16 protein-coding genes are annotated in these 18,881 nt (G+C 56.4%); 13 read left to right on the top strand and 3 right to left on the bottom strand.

The genetic code is table 11. The features are described 5' to 3' along the window. From pbpC to JZ655_RS15295, 12 genes are all read left to right on the top strand, one after another. On the top strand, nucleotides 1-2,325 hold the full coding sequence (gene pbpC, locus JZ655_RS15350) for a peptidoglycan glycosyltransferase PbpC (protein WP_207292205.1): 2,325 nt from the start codon (nucleotides 1-3) through the stop codon (nucleotides 2,323-2,325). Nucleotides 2,326-2,486: 161 nt separating this feature from the next. Further along, a complete protein-coding gene (gene ndk, locus JZ655_RS15345) occupies nucleotides 2,487-2,918 on the top strand; it encodes a nucleoside-diphosphate kinase (RefSeq protein ID WP_003860625.1) in 432 nt (143 codons plus the stop codon). 169 nt (nucleotides 2,919-3,087) lie between these two features. Then, complete coding sequence (rlmN, locus tag JZ655_RS15340) at nucleotides 3,088-4,254, top strand: dual-specificity RNA methyltransferase RlmN (RefSeq protein WP_040074516.1); 1,167 nt, start codon at nucleotides 3,088-3,090, stop codon at nucleotides 4,252-4,254. Between the two features lie 292 nt (nucleotides 4,255-4,546). Next, nucleotides 4,547-5,542: a cytoskeleton protein RodZ gene (gene rodZ / locus JZ655_RS15335; RefSeq protein ID WP_207292204.1), complete on the top strand. Its 996-nt coding sequence runs from the start codon at nucleotides 4,547-4,549 to the stop codon at nucleotides 5,540-5,542. Between the two features lie 26 nt (nucleotides 5,543-5,568). Continuing rightward, nucleotides 5,569-6,687, top strand: a complete 1,119-nt coding sequence (gene ispG / locus JZ655_RS15330; RefSeq protein WP_040074518.1) for a flavodoxin-dependent (E)-4-hydroxy-3-methylbut-2-enyl-diphosphate synthase — start codon at nucleotides 5,569-5,571, stop codon at nucleotides 6,685-6,687. Between the two features lie 92 nt (nucleotides 6,688-6,779). Further along, complete coding sequence (gene hisS / locus JZ655_RS15325; RefSeq protein WP_040074520.1) at nucleotides 6,780-8,054, top strand: histidine--tRNA ligase; 1,275 nt, start codon at nucleotides 6,780-6,782, stop codon at nucleotides 8,052-8,054. Nucleotides 8,055-8,067: 13 nt separating this feature from the next. Beyond that, nucleotides 8,068-8,688: a YfgM family protein gene (locus tag JZ655_RS15320; protein ID WP_040074522.1), complete on the top strand. Its 621-nt coding sequence runs from the start codon at nucleotides 8,068-8,070 to the stop codon at nucleotides 8,686-8,688. A gap of 10 nt (nucleotides 8,689-8,698) precedes the next feature. Beyond that, nucleotides 8,699-9,877 carry an outer membrane protein assembly factor BamB gene (gene bamB / locus JZ655_RS15315; protein WP_040074524.1) on the top strand — a complete coding sequence of 393 codons (1,179 nt, stop codon included), beginning with the start codon at nucleotides 8,699-8,701 and terminating at the stop codon, nucleotides 9,875-9,877. A gap of 110 nt (nucleotides 9,878-9,987) precedes the next feature. After that, nucleotides 9,988-11,460, top strand: a complete 1,473-nt coding sequence (gene der, locus JZ655_RS15310; protein ID WP_040074525.1) for a ribosome biogenesis GTPase Der — start codon at nucleotides 9,988-9,990, stop codon at nucleotides 11,458-11,460. 310 nt (nucleotides 11,461-11,770) lie between these two features. Further along, complete coding sequence (locus JZ655_RS15305; RefSeq protein WP_207292203.1) at nucleotides 11,771-13,324, top strand: peptide MFS transporter; 1,554 nt, start codon at nucleotides 11,771-11,773, stop codon at nucleotides 13,322-13,324. Between the two features lie 69 nt (nucleotides 13,325-13,393). After that, complete coding sequence (locus JZ655_RS15300; protein ID WP_207292202.1) at nucleotides 13,394-14,473, top strand: Gfo/Idh/MocA family oxidoreductase; 1,080 nt, start codon at nucleotides 13,394-13,396, stop codon at nucleotides 14,471-14,473. A 50-nt stretch (nucleotides 14,474-14,523) separates the two neighbouring features. Further along, complete coding sequence (locus JZ655_RS15295; protein WP_207292201.1) at nucleotides 14,524-14,745, top strand: zinc ribbon domain-containing protein; 222 nt, start codon at nucleotides 14,524-14,526, stop codon at nucleotides 14,743-14,745. On the opposite strand, the gene JZ655_RS15290 is transcribed toward JZ655_RS15295, so the two are convergent. Next, entirely contained in the window at nucleotides 14,742-15,092 is a 351-nt protein-coding gene (locus JZ655_RS15290; RefSeq protein WP_046884561.1) for a protealysin inhibitor emfourin, read from the bottom strand. The two genes, JZ655_RS15295 and JZ655_RS15290, sit on opposite strands and share 4 nt — an antisense overlap. Further along, a complete protein-coding gene (locus tag JZ655_RS15285) occupies nucleotides 15,093-16,112 on the bottom strand; it encodes a M4 family metallopeptidase (protein WP_040074532.1) in 1,020 nt (339 codons plus the stop codon). 159 nt (nucleotides 16,113-16,271) lie between these two features. Here JZ655_RS15285 and JZ655_RS15280 point away from each other — a divergent pair, with 159 nt between their 5' ends. Further along, entirely contained in the window at nucleotides 16,272-17,414 is a 1,143-nt protein-coding gene (locus JZ655_RS15280; RefSeq protein ID WP_207292200.1) for an MFS transporter, read from the top strand. Here JZ655_RS15280 and xseA read toward each other — a convergent pair. Next, nucleotides 17,411-18,787: an exodeoxyribonuclease VII large subunit gene (gene xseA / locus JZ655_RS15275; protein WP_207292199.1), complete on the bottom strand. Its 1,377-nt coding sequence runs from the start codon at nucleotides 18,785-18,787 to the stop codon at nucleotides 17,411-17,413. The two genes, JZ655_RS15280 and xseA, sit on opposite strands and share 4 nt — an antisense overlap. Between the last annotated feature and the right edge of the window lie 94 nt (nucleotides 18,788-18,881).

Genomic DNA, 18,881 nt, shown 5'->3' with positions numbered 1-18,881 from the left:
GTGCCGGTTCTTTCACCATTGCGCTCCCGCTGGCTGTGGCTGGCGGGGGCGATTCTGCTGATATGGGGGCTGGTTGTTGCCGCCGATCGCCTGTGGCCGCTACCGTTAAAAGAGGTTAATCCCGCGCGGGTTGTTGTGGACGAACAGGGCACGCCGCTCTGGCGCTTTGCCGACAGTGAAGGGATCTGGCGCTATCCGGTCACAATAGAAGAGGTCTCTCCCCGCTATCTTGAAGCGCTGATCCAGTACGAAGATCGCTGGTTCTGGGATCATCCGGGCGTTAACCCCTTTTCCGTTCTGCGTGCCGCCTGGCAAGATCTCACCTCTGGCAGAGTGGTTTCCGGAGGGAGCACCCTGACCATGCAGGTCGCGCGCCTTCTCGATCCACATCCCCGCACCTTTGGCGGCAAAATTCGTCAACTCTGGCGCGCCCTGCAGCTGGAGTGGCACCTGTCAAAGCGCGATATCCTGACGCTCTACCTCAATCGCGCCCCCTTTGGCGGCACATTGCAGGGGGTAGGGGCTGCAAGCTGGGCCTACCTGGGCAAATCACCGGCACAGCTCAGCTACTCCGAGGCGGCGTTGCTGGCAGTATTGCCGCAGGCGCCGAGCCGTCTGCGTCCTGACCGCTGGCCCGGGCGCGCCGAAGCGGCGCGCAACAAAGTGCTGGCGCGGATGGAAACCCAGGGGGTGTGGAGCGCGAAGCAGGTGCGGGAATCCCGTGAAGAGCCGGTGTGGCTGGCGCCGCGTCAGATGCCGCAGCTGGCGCCGTTGTTCTCGCGAATGATGCTGGGCAAAAGCCGCGACGATAAAATTGTCACCACGCTGGATGCCGCCTTGCAGCGCCAGCTTGAAGAGCTGGCAATGAACTGGAAAGGGCGCCTGCCGCCGCGTAGCTCGCTGGCAATGATCGTTGTCGATCACGCCACGATGAAAGTGCGCGGCTGGGTGGGATCGGTAGACATTAACGATGACAGTCGCTTCAGTCATGTGGATATGGTGAGCGCAATCCGATCCCCGGGATCGGTGCTGAAGCCCTTCGTTTATGGCCTGGCGATGGACGACGGACTGATCCATCCGGCCTCGCTGCTACAGGACGTTCCTCGCCGCACCGGCGATTATCGGCCTGGCAATTTCGATAGCGGATTCCATGGCCCAATCAGTATGAGCGAGGCGCTGCTACGCTCGCTGAATCTCCCTGCGGTACAGGTGCTGGAAGCCTACGGACCGAAAAAATTTGCCGGGAAGCTACGTAACGTCGGCTTACCGCTCATCTTGCCCGCCGGAGCCCAGCCCAATCTGGCGCTGATTCTGGGCGGGGCGGGGGCACGCCTGCAGGATATTGTCGCCGCCTACAGTGCTTTTGCCCGGCATGGAAATGCCGCGCGACTGCGTCTGTTACCCGGCGATCCGCTGGTTGAACGCCCGTTAATGACGCCGGGGGCGGCGTGGATCATTCGTCGAATACTGGCTAACCAGGCCCAGCCTTTGCCAGATAGCGCGTTGCCTCAGGTGGTGCCGCTGGCGGTTAAGACCGGCACCAGCTATGGCTATCGCGATGCCTGGGCTATCGGTGTTAATGCCCGTTATGTCATCGGCATCTGGACCGGTCGGCCGGACGGTACGCCGGTGGCGGGGCAGTTTGGCTATGCCAGCGCGGTACCGCTGCTTAACCAGGTGAACAATTTGCTGCTGTCGCACTCGGTGGTGGATGAAGCGCGACTCCCACGCGACCCGCGTCCTGCGTCTGTGGGGCGCGGGGTCATCTGCTGGCCTGGAGGCCAGGCATTGCCCGATGGGGATGATAACTGCCGTCGACGTCTGGCAACCTGGCTGCTCGATGGCAGCCAGCCGCCTACGCTTTTACTGCCCGAGCAGGAGGGGATGCGAGGGATCCGCTTCCCTCTGTGGCTGGATAGCGCCGGTAAACGGGTCGCGGCAGATTGCCCGCAGGCGAGGCAGAAAACAGTCGACGTCTGGCCGCTGGCGCTGGAGCCGTGGCTGCCGGGAACAGAGCGGCGGGCGGAGCGTATTCCGCCGTCATCGACGCAGTGCCCGCCGTTGAGTCAGGACGATCCGGTGCCGTTAATTCTTTCCGGTATTCAGGAGGGGGCGGTTGTTAAGCGTCTTCCGGGCGAGCCGCGCGTGTCGCTGCCGCTACAGGTTAGCGGTAGTACGGGGCAGCGCTGGTGGTTTTTAAACGGTGAACCGCTCAATGCGCAAGGGCGGACCTATACCTTAAAACTGGAACAGGCCGGGGAGTATCAACTTCTGGTAATGGATGAAGCCGGGCAGGTGGCCACTGTGCACTTTACGCTGCAGTAGGTAAACGGAGAAAAGGCGTCTCTGAACGTTTCTGTTGTTGAAACTCGTCTTATTTTAAAAAAATGTTACATCCATCCATAGGCAATGGCGCTATTGCTCATTATAATCCGCGCCAGGTCTAACGCTGTATGCAAACCACATAACAAATCACAGAGGTAATCATGGCTATTGAACGTACTTTTTCCATCATCAAACCAAACGCGGTGGCAAAAAACGTTATTGGCAGCATCTTTGCTCGCTTTGAATCTGCAGGGTTCAAAATCGTTGGCACCAAAATGCTGCATCTGACCGTAGAGCAGGCTCGCGGTTTCTACGCTGAGCATGAAGGTCGCCCATTCTTCGACGGCCTGGTAGAGTTCATGACCTCTGGCCCAATCGTTGTCTCTGTACTGGAAGGCGAAAACGCGGTTCAGCGTCACCGCGATCTGCTGGGTGCAACCAACCCGGACAACGCCCTGGCGGGTACGCTGCGCGCTGACTACGCAGACAGCTTCACCGAGAACGGCACCCACGGTTCCGACTCTGTTGAATCAGCAGCCCGTGAAATCGCTTTCTTCTTCGCAGAAGGCGAAGTGTGTCCACGTACCCGTTAATTTAACGGTTTCGTTTACACATTATTTTCGTAAATGCCACGTGCAAACGTGGCATCCCTGCGCCAGACTTTGTACAATGCAACGCCCCGGATGAGCACACTGCTTTCCGGGGCGTTTCTTTTCAACCCTCCACGGGCCATAACGTGTAACAACGAGGCCGGAAAAAATTATGTCTGAATTAGTGAACACCTCCGAAATCGCCACGCCTGCGGTTCCAAATAAAAATGGAAAAATTAACCTGCTGGATCTGAACCGTCAGCAGATGCGCGAGTTCTTTAAAGAGATGGGCGAGAAGCCATTTCGTGCCGATCAGGTTATGAAGTGGATGTACCACTATTGCAGCGACAACTTTGATGACATGACTGACATCAATAAAGTGCTGCGTAACAAGCTTAAAGAAGTGGCTGAGATTCGCGCGCCGGAAGTCGTAGAAGAGCAACGCTCTTCTGACGGCACCATTAAGTGGGCCATCGCCGTGGGCGATCAGCGTGTTGAAACGGTCTACATTCCGGAAGACGATCGTGCAACGCTGTGCGTCTCTTCACAGGTTGGCTGCGCGCTGGAGTGTAAATTCTGCTCTACGGCCCAGCAAGGCTTTAACCGCAACCTGCGCGTGTCCGAAATTATCGGCCAGGTCTGGCGTGCGGCGAAAATCGTCGGTGCGGCAAAAGTGACCGGTACCCGTCCGATTACGAACGTTGTGATGATGGGCATGGGCGAACCGCTGCTCAACCTGACGAACGTTGTGCCGGCCATGGAGATCATGCTCGACGACTTCGGCTTTGGTCTGTCTAAACGTCGCGTTACCCTCTCTACCTCGGGCGTTGTGCCTGCGCTGGATAAACTGGGTGACATGATCGACGTGGCGCTGGCTATCTCCCTGCACGCACCTAACGACGAAATTCGTGACGAAATTGTACCGATCAACAAAAAGTACAATATCGAAGCTTTCCTTGCCGGTGTACGCCGCTATCTGGAGAAGTCCAACGCTAACCAGGGCCGCGTGACCATTGAGTACGTGATGCTGGATCATGTGAACGACGGTACCGAGCATGCGCATGAGTTAGCCGAGCTGCTGAAAGATACGCCATGCAAGATCAACCTGATCCCATGGAACCCGTTCCCTGGCGCGCCGTATGGCCGTAGCTCTAACAGCCGCATCGACCGTTTCTCCAAAGTTCTGATGGAGTACGGTTTCACCACTATCGTGCGTAAAACCCGCGGTGATGATATCGATGCCGCCTGTGGTCAGCTGGCGGGTGACGTCATTGACCGTACCAAACGCACGCTGCGTAAACGCATGCAGGGCGAGTCGATTGCGGTCAAAGCCGTCTAATCCTTATGCCGCCACCGCGCAGGTTTTGCGCGGTGACGGCGTCTCACGCGCATAATCATTCCGTGTGCGAGTGAAGGGGAAATAATTACGGTGCGTTTCTGATGACTTTAGGGCAGTATGTAACGACGCAACAACAGTTTAGCCTCGCGGGCAGGCCTCTTCTGTCAACAAAAACCTGACAGTCCAGGACTGTCTTACTAAGGTTAACTGACCAGAAGTTTCGCGGTGCGGGTAGCATTGTGACTCACCGGCACCTGGATCCTTAATTTTCACGTACCAGTAGTTGTAGCGAATGAATACTGAAGCCACTCACGACCAAAATGCAGCACTTTCCACCGGCGTTCGTCTCCGCAACGCCCGTGAACAACTCGGACTTAGCCAGCAAGCCGTTGCAGAGCGCCTATGTCTGAAGGTTTCCACGGTTCGCGATATTGAAGAAGACAAGGCTCCGGCCGATCTCGCTTCAACGTTTCTGCGTGGTTATATCCGCTCTTATGCAAAACTGGTGCATATCCCCGAAGAAGAACTTCTGCCTATGATGGAAAAGCAGGCACCGGTCAGAGCGGCTAAGGTCGCGCCGATGCAGACTTTTTCTTTAGGTAAACGCCGCAAAAAACGCGACGGCTGGTTAATGAGCTTTACCTGGCTGGTGCTGTTTGTAGTGATCGGTCTGACGGGCGCATGGTGGTGGCAGAACCACAAAGCGCAGCAAGAAGAGATCACCACCATGGCCGATCAATCTTCTATCGAGCTTAACAACTCCGGAAACAGCGGCGCGCAGAACGTTCCTCTGAACACCGACAGCAGCACGCCTTCAGCCGATCCGCAGACAGCAGCAACCGCTGCGCCTGCGGCGACGCCGGCACAGACGCCAGCCGCCGATCAGCCTGCACAGGCACCGGTGGATAACGCCGTGGTTTCTCCGTCTCAGGCGAACGTCGATTCTGGCGCTCCGGCCACCACGACGACGGATACCGCCCAGACTCTGCCGTCCGATCCGGCAGGGGTGGCAACCCCCGCGGCTGACCCTAATGCACTGGTCATGAACTTCACCGCCGATTGCTGGCTGGAAGTGACCGATGCCACAGGCAAAAAACTCTTCAGCGGCCTGCAGCGTAAAGATGGCAGTTTAAATCTGGCAGGCCAGACACCGTACAAACTTAAAATCGGTGCACCATCAGCCGTACAGATTCAGTTCCAGGGTAAACCTGTCGATCTGAGCCGTTTTATCAGAACTAACCAGGTTGCGCGTCTGACCCTCGATGCCGAACAATCAGCAGCACAGTAACAGACAGGCGACGCGGGAGATTTTTCATGCATAACCAGGCCCCTATTCAGCGTAGAAAGTCCAAACGCATTTACGTTGGGAATGTGCCAATCGGCGATGGGGCACCTATCGCCGTTCAGTCAATGACGAACACACGCACCACGGATGTGGAAGCGACGGTTAATCAGATTAAAGCGTTAGAACGCGTAGGCGCCGATATTGTTCGCGTCTCCGTGCCAACCATGGATGCCGCCGAGGCGTTCAAACTTATCAAACAGCAGGTCAGCGTTCCGCTGGTTGCAGACATCCATTTTGACTACCGTATCGCCCTGAAAGTGGCGGAATACGGCGTGGACTGCCTGCGTATCAACCCGGGTAACATCGGTAGTGAAGAGCGTATTCGCACCGTCGTTGACTGCGCACGCGATAAAAACATTCCTATCCGTATCGGTGTGAACGCCGGTTCGCTGGAAAAAGATCTGCAGGAAAAGTATGGCGAGCCGACGCCGCAGGCTTTGCTCGAATCCGCTATGCGCCATGTGGATCACCTCGATCGTCTGAACTTCGATCAGTTTAAAGTCAGCGTGAAAGCGTCTGACGTCTTCCTTGCCGTAGAGTCCTATCGCCTGCTGGCAAAACAGATCGATCAGCCGCTGCACCTGGGGATCACCGAAGCCGGTGGACTGCGCAGCGGATCGGTGAAATCAGCCATTGGCCTGGGCCTGCTGCTCTCCGAAGGGATCGGCGACACGCTGCGCGTTTCACTGGCGGCGGATCCGGTCGAAGAGATCAAAGTCGGTTTCGATATCCTTAAATCGCTGCGTATCCGCTCGCGTGGGATCAACTTCATCGCCTGCCCAACCTGTTCACGTCAGGAGTTTGACGTTATCGGTACGGTTAATGCCCTGGAGCAGCGTCTGGAAGATATCATCACGCCAATGGATGTCTCTATCATTGGCTGCGTGGTCAATGGCCCGGGCGAAGCGCTGGTCTCTACCCTGGGCGTAACCGGCGGTAACAAGAAAAGCGGTCTCTATGAAGATGGCGTTCGCAAAGATCGTCTGGATAATAACGACATGATTGATCAGCTGGAAGCCCGCATTCGTGCCAAGGCAACCATGCTAGATGAGACGCAACGCATCAGCGTGCAACACGTCGAAAAATAACGAGATGGGAAGCGGTGCGCTTCCTGTGTATGATTGAACCCTTGGGTTAATGAATCTTTGGGTTCATTTTTGTATATAGAAAGAGAATAAACGTGGCAAAAAACATTCAAGCCATTCGCGGCATGAACGATTATCTGCCTGGCGAGACCGCCATCTGGCAGCGCATTGAAGGCACACTGAAACAGGTGCTCGGCAGCTACGGTTACAGCGAAATCCGTTTGCCGATTGTAGAGCAGACCCCGTTATTCAAGCGCGCAATCGGCGAAGTAACCGACGTGGTTGAAAAAGAGATGTATACCTTTGAAGACCGCAATGGCGATAGCCTGACGCTGCGTCCTGAAGGTACGGCGGGTTGTGTACGCGCCGGCATCGAACATGGTCTCCTGTACAATCAGGAGCAGCGCCTGTGGTATATCGGCCCGATGTTCCGCCACGAACGTCCACAAAAAGGCCGCTATCGTCAGTTTAACCAGCTGGGTGTTGAAGTCTTTGGCCTGCAGGGGCCGGATATTGACGCCGAACTGATTATGTTGACCGCCCGCTGGTGGCGTGCGCTCGGTATTGCTGAGCACGTTTCCCTGGAGCTGAACTCTATCGGCTCTCTGGAAGCGCGAGCCAACTACCGTGACGCGCTGGTCGCGTTCCTTGAACAGCATAAAGAGAAGCTGGACGACGATTGCAAACGCCGGATGTACAGCAACCCGCTGCGCGTACTGGACTCCAAAAACGCCGAGGTACAGGCGCTATTGAACGACGCGCCTGCGCTGGGTGATTATCTGGACGACGAGTCGCGTGAACACTTCACCGGTCTGTGCAAATTACTGGAAGCGGCGGGCATTGCCTACACCGTGAACCAGCGCCTGGTGCGTGGTCTGGACTACTATAACCGTACCGTATTTGAGTGGGTAACCACCAGCCTGGGCTCGCAGGGTACAGTCTGCGCGGGCGGTCGTTACGATGGCCTGGTTGAGCAACTGGGTGGGCGTGCTGCGCCTGCAGTGGGCTTCGCCATGGGTCTTGAGCGACTTGTTTTGCTGGTTCAGGCAGTTAATCCGGAATTTAAAGCAGAATCCGTTGTCGATATATACCTGGTCGCCTCGGGTGCGGATACGCAACCTGCGGCAATGCAGCTGGCCGAACGCATTCGTGATGAATTGCCGGGCGTTAAGCTGATGACCAACCATGGTGGCGGCAACTTTAAAAAACAGTTTGCGCGTGCCGATAAGTGGGGCGCACAGGTGGCACTGGTACTGGGTGAGTCTGAAGTCGCTGCGGGTAACGTCGTGGTGAAAGACTTGCGCTCTGGTGAACAGATTACGGTAACGCAGGACGGCGTTGCGGCGCACTTGCGCTCTTTGACTTTCTAAGGAGAAGGACGGCGTGGAAATGTACGAAAACGAAAACGACCAGGTTGATGCCATCAAGCGCTTCTTTGCTGAAAACGGCAAGGCTCTGGCAGTTGGGGTTATTTTAGGTGTTGGCGCATTAATTGGCTGGCGTTACTGGACCAGTCATCAGGTGGATTCCGTGCGTGGCTCCTCGCTGCAGTATGAAAATACGGTCAGCGCGATCAAAGCCGACCAGCCGCAAACCCTGGCCGCCGCTGAGAAATTCGCCGCGGAGACAAAAAACACCTATGGTGCACTGGCGTCGCTGGAAGTTGCGCAGCAGTTCGTTGATAAAAACGACCTGGATAAAGCAGCGGCTCAGCTTCAGCAAGGTCTGGCTGCCGCCAGCGACGATAACCTGAAAGCGCTGATCAACTTGCGTCTGGCACGCGTTCAGGTTCAGCAGAAGAAAGCTGACGAAGCGCTGAAAACGCTCGACACCATTAAAGGTGAAGGTTTTGCCTCTATTGTTGCCGATCTGCGCGGTGAAGCACTGCTGAGCAAAGGCGATAAACAAGGCGCGCGCAGCGCATGGGAAGCGGGCGTAAAAAGCAACGCCTCGCCAGCGCTGAGCGAAATGATGCAGATGAAAATAAATAATTTGTCCGTCTGAGAGGGACCCGATGCAATTGCGTAAATTACTTCTGCCAGGACTGCTTTCCGTTACGTTATTGAGTGGCTGTTCACTGTTCAGTGGCGAAGAAGATGTTGTCACCATGTCTCCGCTGCCGACGGTGGAAAATCAATTCACCCCGTCTACTGCGTGGAGTACCTCCGTCGGTGACGGTATCGGTGATTTCTACTCCAACCTGCACCCGGCCTATGCGGACAGCGTCGTCTATGCGGCCGATCGTAAAGGCACCGTGAAAGCGGTCAACGCCGACGACGGAAAAGAGATTTGGTCGATCAATCTGGCAGAAAAAAGCGGCTGGTTCTCCCGTAACCCAGCGCTGCTCTCTGGCGGTTTAACCGTGTCCGGTGGACGCGTGTATGTGGCCAGTGAAAAAGCACAGGTCTACGCCCTGGACAGCGGCGATGGCTCAATCGTCTGGCAGAGTCGTGTTGCAGGCGAAGCGCTTTCTCGTCCGGTGGTGAGCGATGGTATGGTGCTGGTTCACACGGCGAATGGTCAGCTTCAGGCGCTTAACGAAGCTGATGGCGCGGTAAAATGGACCGTTAACCTGGATATGCCTGCGCTCTCTCTGCGCGGTGAATCCGCCCCTGCAACCGCCTTTGGCGCAGCTATCGTGGGCGGTGATAACGGTCGTGTGAACGCCGTGCTGATGCAGCAGGGCCAGTTGATTTGGCAACAGCGTATTTCACAGGCGACCGGTCCGACTGAGATCGACCGTCTGAGCGACGTGGATACCACGCCGGTTATCGTCAACGGCGTCGTCTACGCGCTGGCGTACAACGGCAACCTGACCGCGCTGGATCTGCGTAGTGGCCAGATCATGTGGAAACGTGAGCTGGGTTCAGTGAATGATTTCATCGTTGATGGCGACCGTATCTACCTGGTTGACCAGAACGATCGTCTGCTGGCGCTGAGCACCGAAGGGGGCGTGACCCTGTGGACGCAAAGCGATCTGCTGCACCGTCTGCTGACCGCACCGGCGCTCTATAACGGCAGCCTGGTGGTGGGCGATAGTGAAGGCTATATGCACTGGATCGACCCGTCAAACGGCCGCTTTGTTGCTCAGGATAAAGTCGACAGCTCCGGTTTCCTGACGGAACCTGTCGTCGCTGACGGCAAACTGCTGATTCAGGCAAAAGACGGCACGCTGTACGCGATCACGCGTTAATCACAGCGGTTGTAGTATAATAAACGGCTCCTGTCTCTTCAGGGGCCGTTTTGACTTTTTTATCTACGCCGCAAAAGCGACGTAGTAATGCATTTTATGAGGCTTTAAACATGGTACCTGTGGTCGCGCTTGTCGGGCGCCCGAACGTTGGAAAATCCACTCTTTTTAACCGTTTAACACGCACCCGTGATGCGCTGGTTGCGGATTTCCCGGGGCTCACGCGTGACCGTAAGTACGGTCGTGCAGAAGTGGAAGGTCGTGAATTCATCTGTATTGATACCGGCGGTATCGACGGAACCGAAGACGGCGTTGAAACGCGTATGGCTGAGCAGTCTCTGCTGGCTATCGAAGAAGCCGATGTCGTCCTTTTCCTGGTGGATGCCCGCGCGGGTCTGATGCCTGCGGATTCCGCTATTGCCAAGCACCTGCGTTCGCGTCAAAAGCCGACCTTCCTGGTGGCGAACAAGACAGACGGTATTGATGTCGACCAGGCGATGGCCGATTTCTGGTCTCTGGGGCTGGGCGATATTTATCCTATCGCGGCCTCCCATGGCCGTGGCGTAACCAGCCTGCTCGAAACTGCACTGCTGCCATTCGTTGATGAAATCAGCCCGCCGGAAGAGGTTGATGAAGACGCCGAATACTGGGCGCAGTTTGAAGAGCGTGAAGAGGGCGAAGAAGAGCCGGAAGACGACTTCAACCCGCAGGATCTGCCGATTAAACTGGCTATCGTGGGGCGTCCGAACGTAGGTAAGTCTACGCTTACCAACCGTATCCTCGGCGAAGACCGCGTGGTGGTTTACGATATGCCGGGCACCACCCGTGACAGTATCTATATTCCGATGCAGCGTGACGAGCGTGAATACGTTCTGATTGACACCGCAGGTGTGCGTAAGCGCGGCAAGATTACCGATGTGGTGGAAAAATTCTCGGTTATTAAGACCCTGCAAGCGATCGAAGATGCCAACGTAGTTATGCTGGTTATTGATGCCCGTGAAGGTATTTCCGATCAGGATCTCTCTCTGCTCGGCTTCATCCTGAATAGTGGGCGCTCACTGGTGATTGTGGTTAACAAGTGGGATGGCCTGAGCAATGAAGTGAGAGAGCAGGTGAAAGAGACCCTGGACTACCGTCTGGGCTTTATCGACTTTGCGCGCGTGCACTTCATCTCTGCTCTGCATGGCAGTGGGGTGGGTAATCTATTTGAATCCGTACGTGAAGCCTATGACAGCTCCACCCGCCGCGTAGGCACGGCGATGCTGACCCGCATCATGACCATGGCCGCTGAAGACCATCAGCCGCCGCTGGTGCGTGGCCGTCGCGTGAAGCTGAAATATGCGCACGCCGGTGGTTATAACCCGCCGATTGTGGTGATTCACGGTAACCAGGTAAAAGACCTGCCGGATTCCTACAAACGTTATCTGATGAACTACTTCCGTAAGTCTCTGGACGTAATGGGCACGCCGATTCGTATCCAGTTCAAGGAAGGGGATAACCCGTTCGCCAATAAGCGCAACACCCTGACGCCAAACCAGATGCGTAAACGTAAGCGTTTAATCAAACACATCAAAAAGGGCAAATAACCGTTTCAGGTGACCTGTTGCTCAACAAGCCCGCTTTCAGCGGGCTTTTTACTTTTCACGCTCTTTCACCTTCCTGACGTTAGTGCGCTGATGTCAATCACAATTCTGCTTTTTCCAGCATAAAATCTACGAAAAGAGATACCTGTCGAATTTTCGTCTTAACGTTCCGCATCTGGCACTAGACAAAACCAGCGACTGGTTATCAAATGGTTAAATAAAATTTTCGGAGTGTATTGATCGACCTGAATCCTAACTGGCCGACCTTAATTCCGCCTTTATAAGCACAACGACACACCTCTTCGGGAGAACTATGCAATCCTCAGTTAATAATAAAGAAAGCCGGACCTTCTTCGGCCACCCGTATCCGCTTGGCTCGCTCTTTTTCACAGAGATGTGGGAACGTTTCTCGTTCTATGGCATTCGCCCGTTACTGATTCTGTTCATGGCGGCCACCGTTTATGACGGCGGCATGGGGCTGGCACGTGAAAATGCCTCGGCTATCGTCGGGATCTTCGCCGGTACCATGTATCTGGCGGCCCTGCCGGGTGGGTGGCTGGCCGACAACTGGCTCGGCCAGCAGAGAGCGGTCTGGTACGGCTCCATTCTGATTGCGCTCGGCCACCTGTCGATTGCGCTGTCGGCGGTGATGGGGAACAATTTGTTCTTTATCGGCCTGATGTTCATTGTGCTGGGATCGGGTCTGTTCAAAACCTGTATCTCGGTGATGGTAGGGACCCTGTATAAAAAAGGCGATACGCGTCGTGATGGCGGCTTCTCGCTCTTTTATATGGGCATCAACATGGGGTCATTTATCGCGCCACTGATTTCCGGCTGGCTGATTAAATCTCATGGCTGGCACTGGGGCTTCGGCATCGGTGGGATCGGGATGCTGGTTGCCCTGGTGATCTTCCGTCTCTTCGCCGTGCCATCAATGAAACGCTATGACCGCGAAGTGGGGCTCGACTCCACCTGGAACAGCCCGGTGGCGAAGAAAAATGGCGTAGGGGCCTGGCTGGTGGCGCTGGCGGTGGGTGTGGCGATTGTCGTTGCGCTGATAGCTCAGGGCGTGATTGTGATTAATCCGGTCGCGGTCGCCAGCGCGCTGGTCTACGTGATTGCCGCCTCGGTAGCGCTGTACTTCATCTGGCTGTTCGTTTTTGCCGGTCTCAATCGCAAAGAGCGTGCCCGCCTGCTGGTCTGCTTCATTCTGCTGATTTCGGCGGCCTTCTTCTGGTCTGCGTTTGAACAGAAACCTACCTCGTTCAACCTGTTCGCCAATGACTATACGAATCGTATGATCGGCGACTTTGAAATTCCGGCGGTATGGTTCCAGTCTATTAATGCTCTGTTCATTATTTTGCTGGCACCGGTCTTTAGCTGGGCGTGGCCGAAGATGGCGAGCATGAACATTCGTCCGGGCAGCATCACCAAATTTGTCATCGGTATTCTCTGCGCAGCGGCAGGTTTTGGCCTGATGATGCTGGCGGCACAGAACGTGCTGCAAAATGGCGGGGCAGGCGTATCGCCGTTCTGGCTGGTGGGCAGTATCCTGATGCTGACCCTGGGTGAGCTGTGTCTGAGTCCGATTGGCCTGGCAACCATGACGTTGCTGGCCCCAGAAAGAATGCGTGGCCAGATGATGGGCCTGTGGTTCTGTGCCAGTGCGCTGGGCAACCTGGCAGCGGGCCTGATTGGTGGCCACGTTAAGGCCGACCAGCTGGATATGCTGCCGGATCTCTTTGCACGCTGCTCCATTGCCCTGCTGATCTGTGCTGCCGTACTGATCGTCCTCATTGTTCCGGTCCGCCGCATGCTGGAAAATGCGCAGACGAAAGGTGAGGAAAAACCGGTAACTACCGCCTGATGGCAGGGTTATAACCAGACAAAACCGGCGCCTTGTACGCCGGTTTTTTTATATTGAGCGAGGCAGAATATGAATGTCGGCTTTATCGGCCTGGGGGCGGTGGTGGAAACGGCTTACCTCCCTGCGCTACGGCAGACGGGGGCAAACTGTTACGGCTTTGACCTTCGCCCAGACCGCCAGCCTGAGGGGATCATTCGCTGTCCCATGCTGTCGACGCTCCTGGACTCCCCGCTGGAAACGCTATTTATTACCACCTCTTCGCTCCATCACCTTGAGGTACTCGAGCAGGCCCTGGCTTCCCCGATCCCCCGTATCGTGGTGGAAAAACCGATTATTGCAACCCTCGCTCAGGCCACCCGGTTAAACGGGCTGTTGAACGATCCCCGGGTCGCCCGCCGGGTGCTGGCCCTCGATCACTGGATGGCGCGAACCGGTGCGCTGCAGCTGGCGCTGGGGCAACCGGATCCCCGCTGGCAGCCGCTGGGTGAAGCACGCCCAATGCGCGCCATTTCCGGCGTTGCAGATATCGTCAAAATCGAGGGCTTTTTGCTGGAACCCAGCGGTTTTAATGAGGCAGGAGAACCTGTCGCTCTTAACTTCGCTACCGGGGAGCCTGATCCACGTATGTTGCACCATCCGGACGGCGTAATTCTGGATATTGGCACCCACGTACTGGCAATGATGCGGGAAACGGTTTGCCATCTCGGGGGAAATAACGAGATGGCGCTGCAGGTGATCTCCGCCAGGGATCGGCTGGGGCGCGATATCGAGAGAGGCGATCTGCGCACGGCAGAAGGTGAAGCGCATTTAGAAGGGCATCTGAGCGGTATTCCGGTGGCTGTCTGGCTTAATAAATATGCCGGGCCTCAGGGCGGACAAAAAGGGCTGCGGCTGCATCTTCGCGATGGCCGCATTATCAGCCACGACAGGCGAGGCCAGCAGGATGTGCTAACGCTCACCGAAGGTGAACATCTCCAGCGCTGGGCGCGTACCGGTACGCTCTATGAACACTGCCTCGCAGAACAGATCCTTGGGGAGGCGAGCCTGTTTTCCCGCGCGCCGGATGAGGTGCGCCACATTACCCGACGGCGACTGGACGAAGTCACACTGCTCCTGAATTTACAGCAGCGGCTGCGTGGCCCCCACTGACCGCGCTGTGGTAAAATCAGCCCATGCTGAACCCCTTTTAAGGAGTCACAATGCCTGTTTCCTGCCCGGATTGTCATGCAGAATTAACCCCGCAAAATGGCCTGGCGCACTGTGCGGCCTGTAACAAAGAGATTGCGCTGCAAGCCCTTTGCCCGGAGTGCCATCAGCCTTTGCAGGTCTTAAAAGCTTGCGGCGCAGTGGATTATTTTTGCCAGAATGGCCACGGTCTGATCTCGAAAAAGCGCGTGGAGTTTGTTCTGCCAGAGGCTTAATCGCAGACGCAACCTTCGCCTTTCAACCACAAATCCACCAGCGACGGCGGCGCTTCCTGTTCGGGTACCAGCAAGATGACATCCGTATATTGCGCCTGATTGTGCCGGGTCCAGACGATCTGAATACGAAAGTAGCGCTGATCGCCCTGGCCTGGCGACGCAGGCTGGCCGGGCGGTTGGCCCAGCTCCAGCGCCTGGTCCAGAATCTCTACCACTTTTTGGCGCTGTTGCGCATTCAATGAAGAGAGCGCGATTCTGCGCAGGCCGCTTAACTTTGGAATAAAGGCGACGCCGCCTTCACGCGCCAGTTCAACGACAGCGTCTTCAGTCAATTCCGGAATCTGCATTTACAGCACTCCTGTGGTTTTCCAGGCCGCCTCGATTGCTGCTGCCACTGCGCTGCCGGACCGTTTGCCCCCGTGGTTGATTGTCAATCGGGCGAAAGTTGCGAAATCGGCATCCTGCGGGAGGGCCCGGTCGCAAACCGTATCATACCAGGCATATCCGGCCTGCTCCCATGCATAGCCCCCCAGCGCGGTCGCGGCGAGATAGAATGCGCGATTAGGTATCCCGGAGTTAATATGCACGCCCCCGTTATCCTCACGGGTTTTCAGGAAATCATTCATATGGCCCGGCTGCGGATCTTTACCCAGCAGAGGGTCGTCATAGGCGCTACCGGGCTCCTTCATGGAGCGTAGCCCTTTCCCGTTAATTCCGGATGCCAGCAACCCTTCACCAATGAGCCAGTCGGCTTCCTGGGCGGTCTGTTTAAGATGATATTGCTTAACCAGCGAGCCAAAGACATCTGAAAGCGATTCGTTCAGCGCGCCGGATTGTTCGTAATAAATTAATCCCGCTTCGGTTTCGGTCACGCCGTGACTCAGTTCATGGGCCACCACGTCGATGGCGATGGTAAAGCGGTTAAATATTTCGCCGTCGCCGTCGCCGAACACCATCTGCTCGCCATTCCAGAAAGCATTTTGATATTCCCGGCCATAATGTACGGTGCCGGTCAATATTAGCCCCTTACCATCCAGCGAATCGCGCTGATAGTTTTCCCAGAAAAAGTCATGCGTGACGCCGAGGTAATCATAGGCCTCATCCACCGCGATATCGCCGGTTGAGGGTTGTCCTTCATAGCGAACCTGCGTTCCCGGTAGCTCCTGCAGATTTCGGGCATCGTAGATATCACGCTCCAGCTGACCGGCATTGTTGACGTGCGGGGCGGCGGGTTTGCCGGGCATATGGGCCATTAAGGTCTGCACGTGGGTTAATGTCTGGCGAGCACACTGCTGCTGTAATTCAGAGCCGCGATCGATGATGCGGCGCAAGATGTAGGGGGGAATAACGCTATAAGGCTGGGTCATGCTGCTCTCCTGTGTTCTGGCAATGCCGAAAAAAGAACCATTGTAAGTGTAAGCCATCGACACGGGGATGGGCATAAGTCGGACAAATCGCGCAGCGTAAAACTGGCACTCCGCCGGTTCAGGGATTAGGTTTTAGCGGGGTACATAACGAGGATCAGAATGAAAAAAAGCATGGCATTCGCCTTCAGCGGTTTTGTCTTGATCGCCGTGACCTATGGGATGGCAAGGTTTTCATGGGGCATTATGCTGCCCGATATAAAACAGGCCATCCCGCTCTCTATGGAAACCGCCGGTCTGATTGCAGCCTGTAGCTACGCGGCATACTGCCTGTCGGTATTATTTGCGTCGTTGTTAACCAACCGATTCGGTGCCCGGTTCACGACGTCGCTCGCGGCCATCACCGCGGCCGTCGGGCTGCTGATACTGGCCGTTTCACCTTCGCCGCTCTGTCTGGCCATCGGACTGTTTATTGCGGGACTGAGCTCAGGCCTGGCGTCCCCCTCGTTGGCCGGCGCGGTCAGCGCGGTAATACCGCCTGAGCGTAACACGCAAGTGAACACGGTCATCAATGCGGGTACCAGCGGAGGGATCATCCTCTCGGTACCGATACTGTTTTTTCTGCCGGGAGGGTGGCGATTCGCCTGTGTCGCCTTTGCGCTGCTGGCTCTGCTCTGCCTGATCCCTGTCTGGCGCTTTCTCCCTGCGGGCAAAGCCCCCCAGGCTGCGGTGCAACAGGGGTGGCGGGCCCAGCTGGCTAAACCGGCGATGATGCGATTATTGCTGATCGCGTTTGTCAGCGGTATCGCCAGCGCGGCATGGTGGAGTTTTGGTCCAGAGCTGCTTCAACGTCATACCGGGCTGGAGAGCGGCACCACGAATATTCTTTGGCTGATCAGCGGGGGAGCGGGCATTGCGGCGGTATTAACCGGTAGCGTAGCTCAGCGCACAGGGATGCGGGTGGTCTACCGGGGATCGCAAATTTTTATGGCGGTTTCGCTTATTCTGCTCGCCCTGATCCACGGCTTTAGCGGGTGGCTGATACCCGCCGTGGCATTGAACGGTGCGGGCTATGTGATCCTCTCCGGCGTGCTATTAGTTCAGGGGGCGGCGATTGTCGCCTCTGCACCCGCGATGGGGGTGAGTCTGGCCTTTTTAATGCTGGCGGTCGGGCAGATTGTCGGGGCGATTGTCTTCGGGCAGCTGTATGGAGCGATAGGCGCGGCTGGCGCGCTGATGAGCTTTTCTGCCTTATCCTGGCTGATGCTTTGCGTCACGCCGGGGGGCGATACGCCTACAGATTAGGGCTGTTTTTTTCGGGCCCGCGTTTTTTTCGCGGCCGTCACGCCTTTCACTTCACTCTCGACCCAGCCGTCTGACAGGCGGGTCGTCAGCACATCGCCGGCTTTGACTTGTTGGGTCTGTTTAAGCACTTTGCCATCGGTCGCGGTGGTGACGCTATAACCGCGTGCCAGGGTAGAGAGGGGGCTGACCGCCTCCAGATGGGTAACCGCGTTGCCAAAGCGTTCGCGCGTGCTGCTGAGCCGCGCACGCAGGTTCTCGGCCAGCCGATACTCAAGCTGCTGAATGCGGGTTTGCGCACGGTAGATTTTCGGCTGCGGATTTTGCTGGTTCAGGCGCTGGGCCACGCGTTGCTGACGCAAGATCGCACGTTTGAGCTGGCCCTCCAGCGCAACGTTCATGCGCTGGCGCAGACGTTCCAGCACGGTTTGCTGACGCGCAAGGCGCAGTTGAGGGTGCTGCTGGTGCAGGCGATGCTGGAGCTGGGTAAAGCGACGCGTACGTTCTGCGAGGAAGTAATCCATCGCCATCTCCAGGCGTTGCTGCCCGTTCTGAAGCTGTCGTAGCAGCTCCAGCTGATTGCGGCTCACCACTTCGGCCGCTGCGGACGGCGTCGGGGCGCGTAAATCCGCCACGAAATCGGCGATGGTGACGTCTGTTTCATGGCCGACAGCGCTGACCACCGGAATGGCGCTGGCAAAGATGGCCCGTGCTACGCGCTCGTCGTTAAAGCTCCACAGATCCTCCAGCGAACCGCCACCGCGCCCGACAATTAACACATCACACTCACGGCGCGCATTCGCCAGCTCAATGGCGCGCACGATCTGGCCTGGGGCATCATCCCCCTGAACCGAGGTGGGGTAGATGATGACGGGCAGGGAGGGATCGCGACGCTTCAGAACGTGGAGAATATCGTGCAAGGCCGCACCGGTTTTCGAGGTAACTACGCCAACGCAGTGAGCCGGAGCGGGCAGAAGTTGTTTATATTGCTGATCGAACAACCCCTCTGCAGAGAGTTTCGCTTTTAGCTGTTCATATTTTTGCTGCAACAGCCCTTCGCCCGCAGGCTGCATGCTCTCGACGATGATTTGATAATCACCGCGTGGTTCATACAGCGTAATATTGGCGCGTACCAGAACCTGCTGGCCATGCTGAGGACGGAACGTGACGCGACGGTTGCTGTTGCGGAACATTGCACAGCGCACCTGAGCGGTGTCGTCTTTTAGCGTAAAGTACCAGTGGCCGGAAGAGGGCTGGGTAAAGTTAGAGATCTCACCGCTGATCCAGACTTGCCCCATTTCCTGCTCAAGCAGCAAACGCACCGTCTGGTTAAGGCGGCTGACCGTAAAAATTGAGGGGGATTGAGAGGATAACATGTGAGCGGGATCAAATTTTAAATCAGCAAGTTATTCAGTCGATAGTAACCTGCTGAGAGGCGATCGCAAGCTTTTTTCTAAAAAAGTGTAGATG

It is taken from the genome of Leclercia pneumoniae, from assembly GCF_017348915.1.
In the GTDB taxonomy this organism is placed as follows: Bacteria; Pseudomonadota; Gammaproteobacteria; order Enterobacterales; family Enterobacteriaceae; genus Enterobacter; species Enterobacter pneumoniae.
Note: the sequence above shows the minus strand (reverse complement) of the source record. Positions and strands in the feature narration are given on the sequence as shown.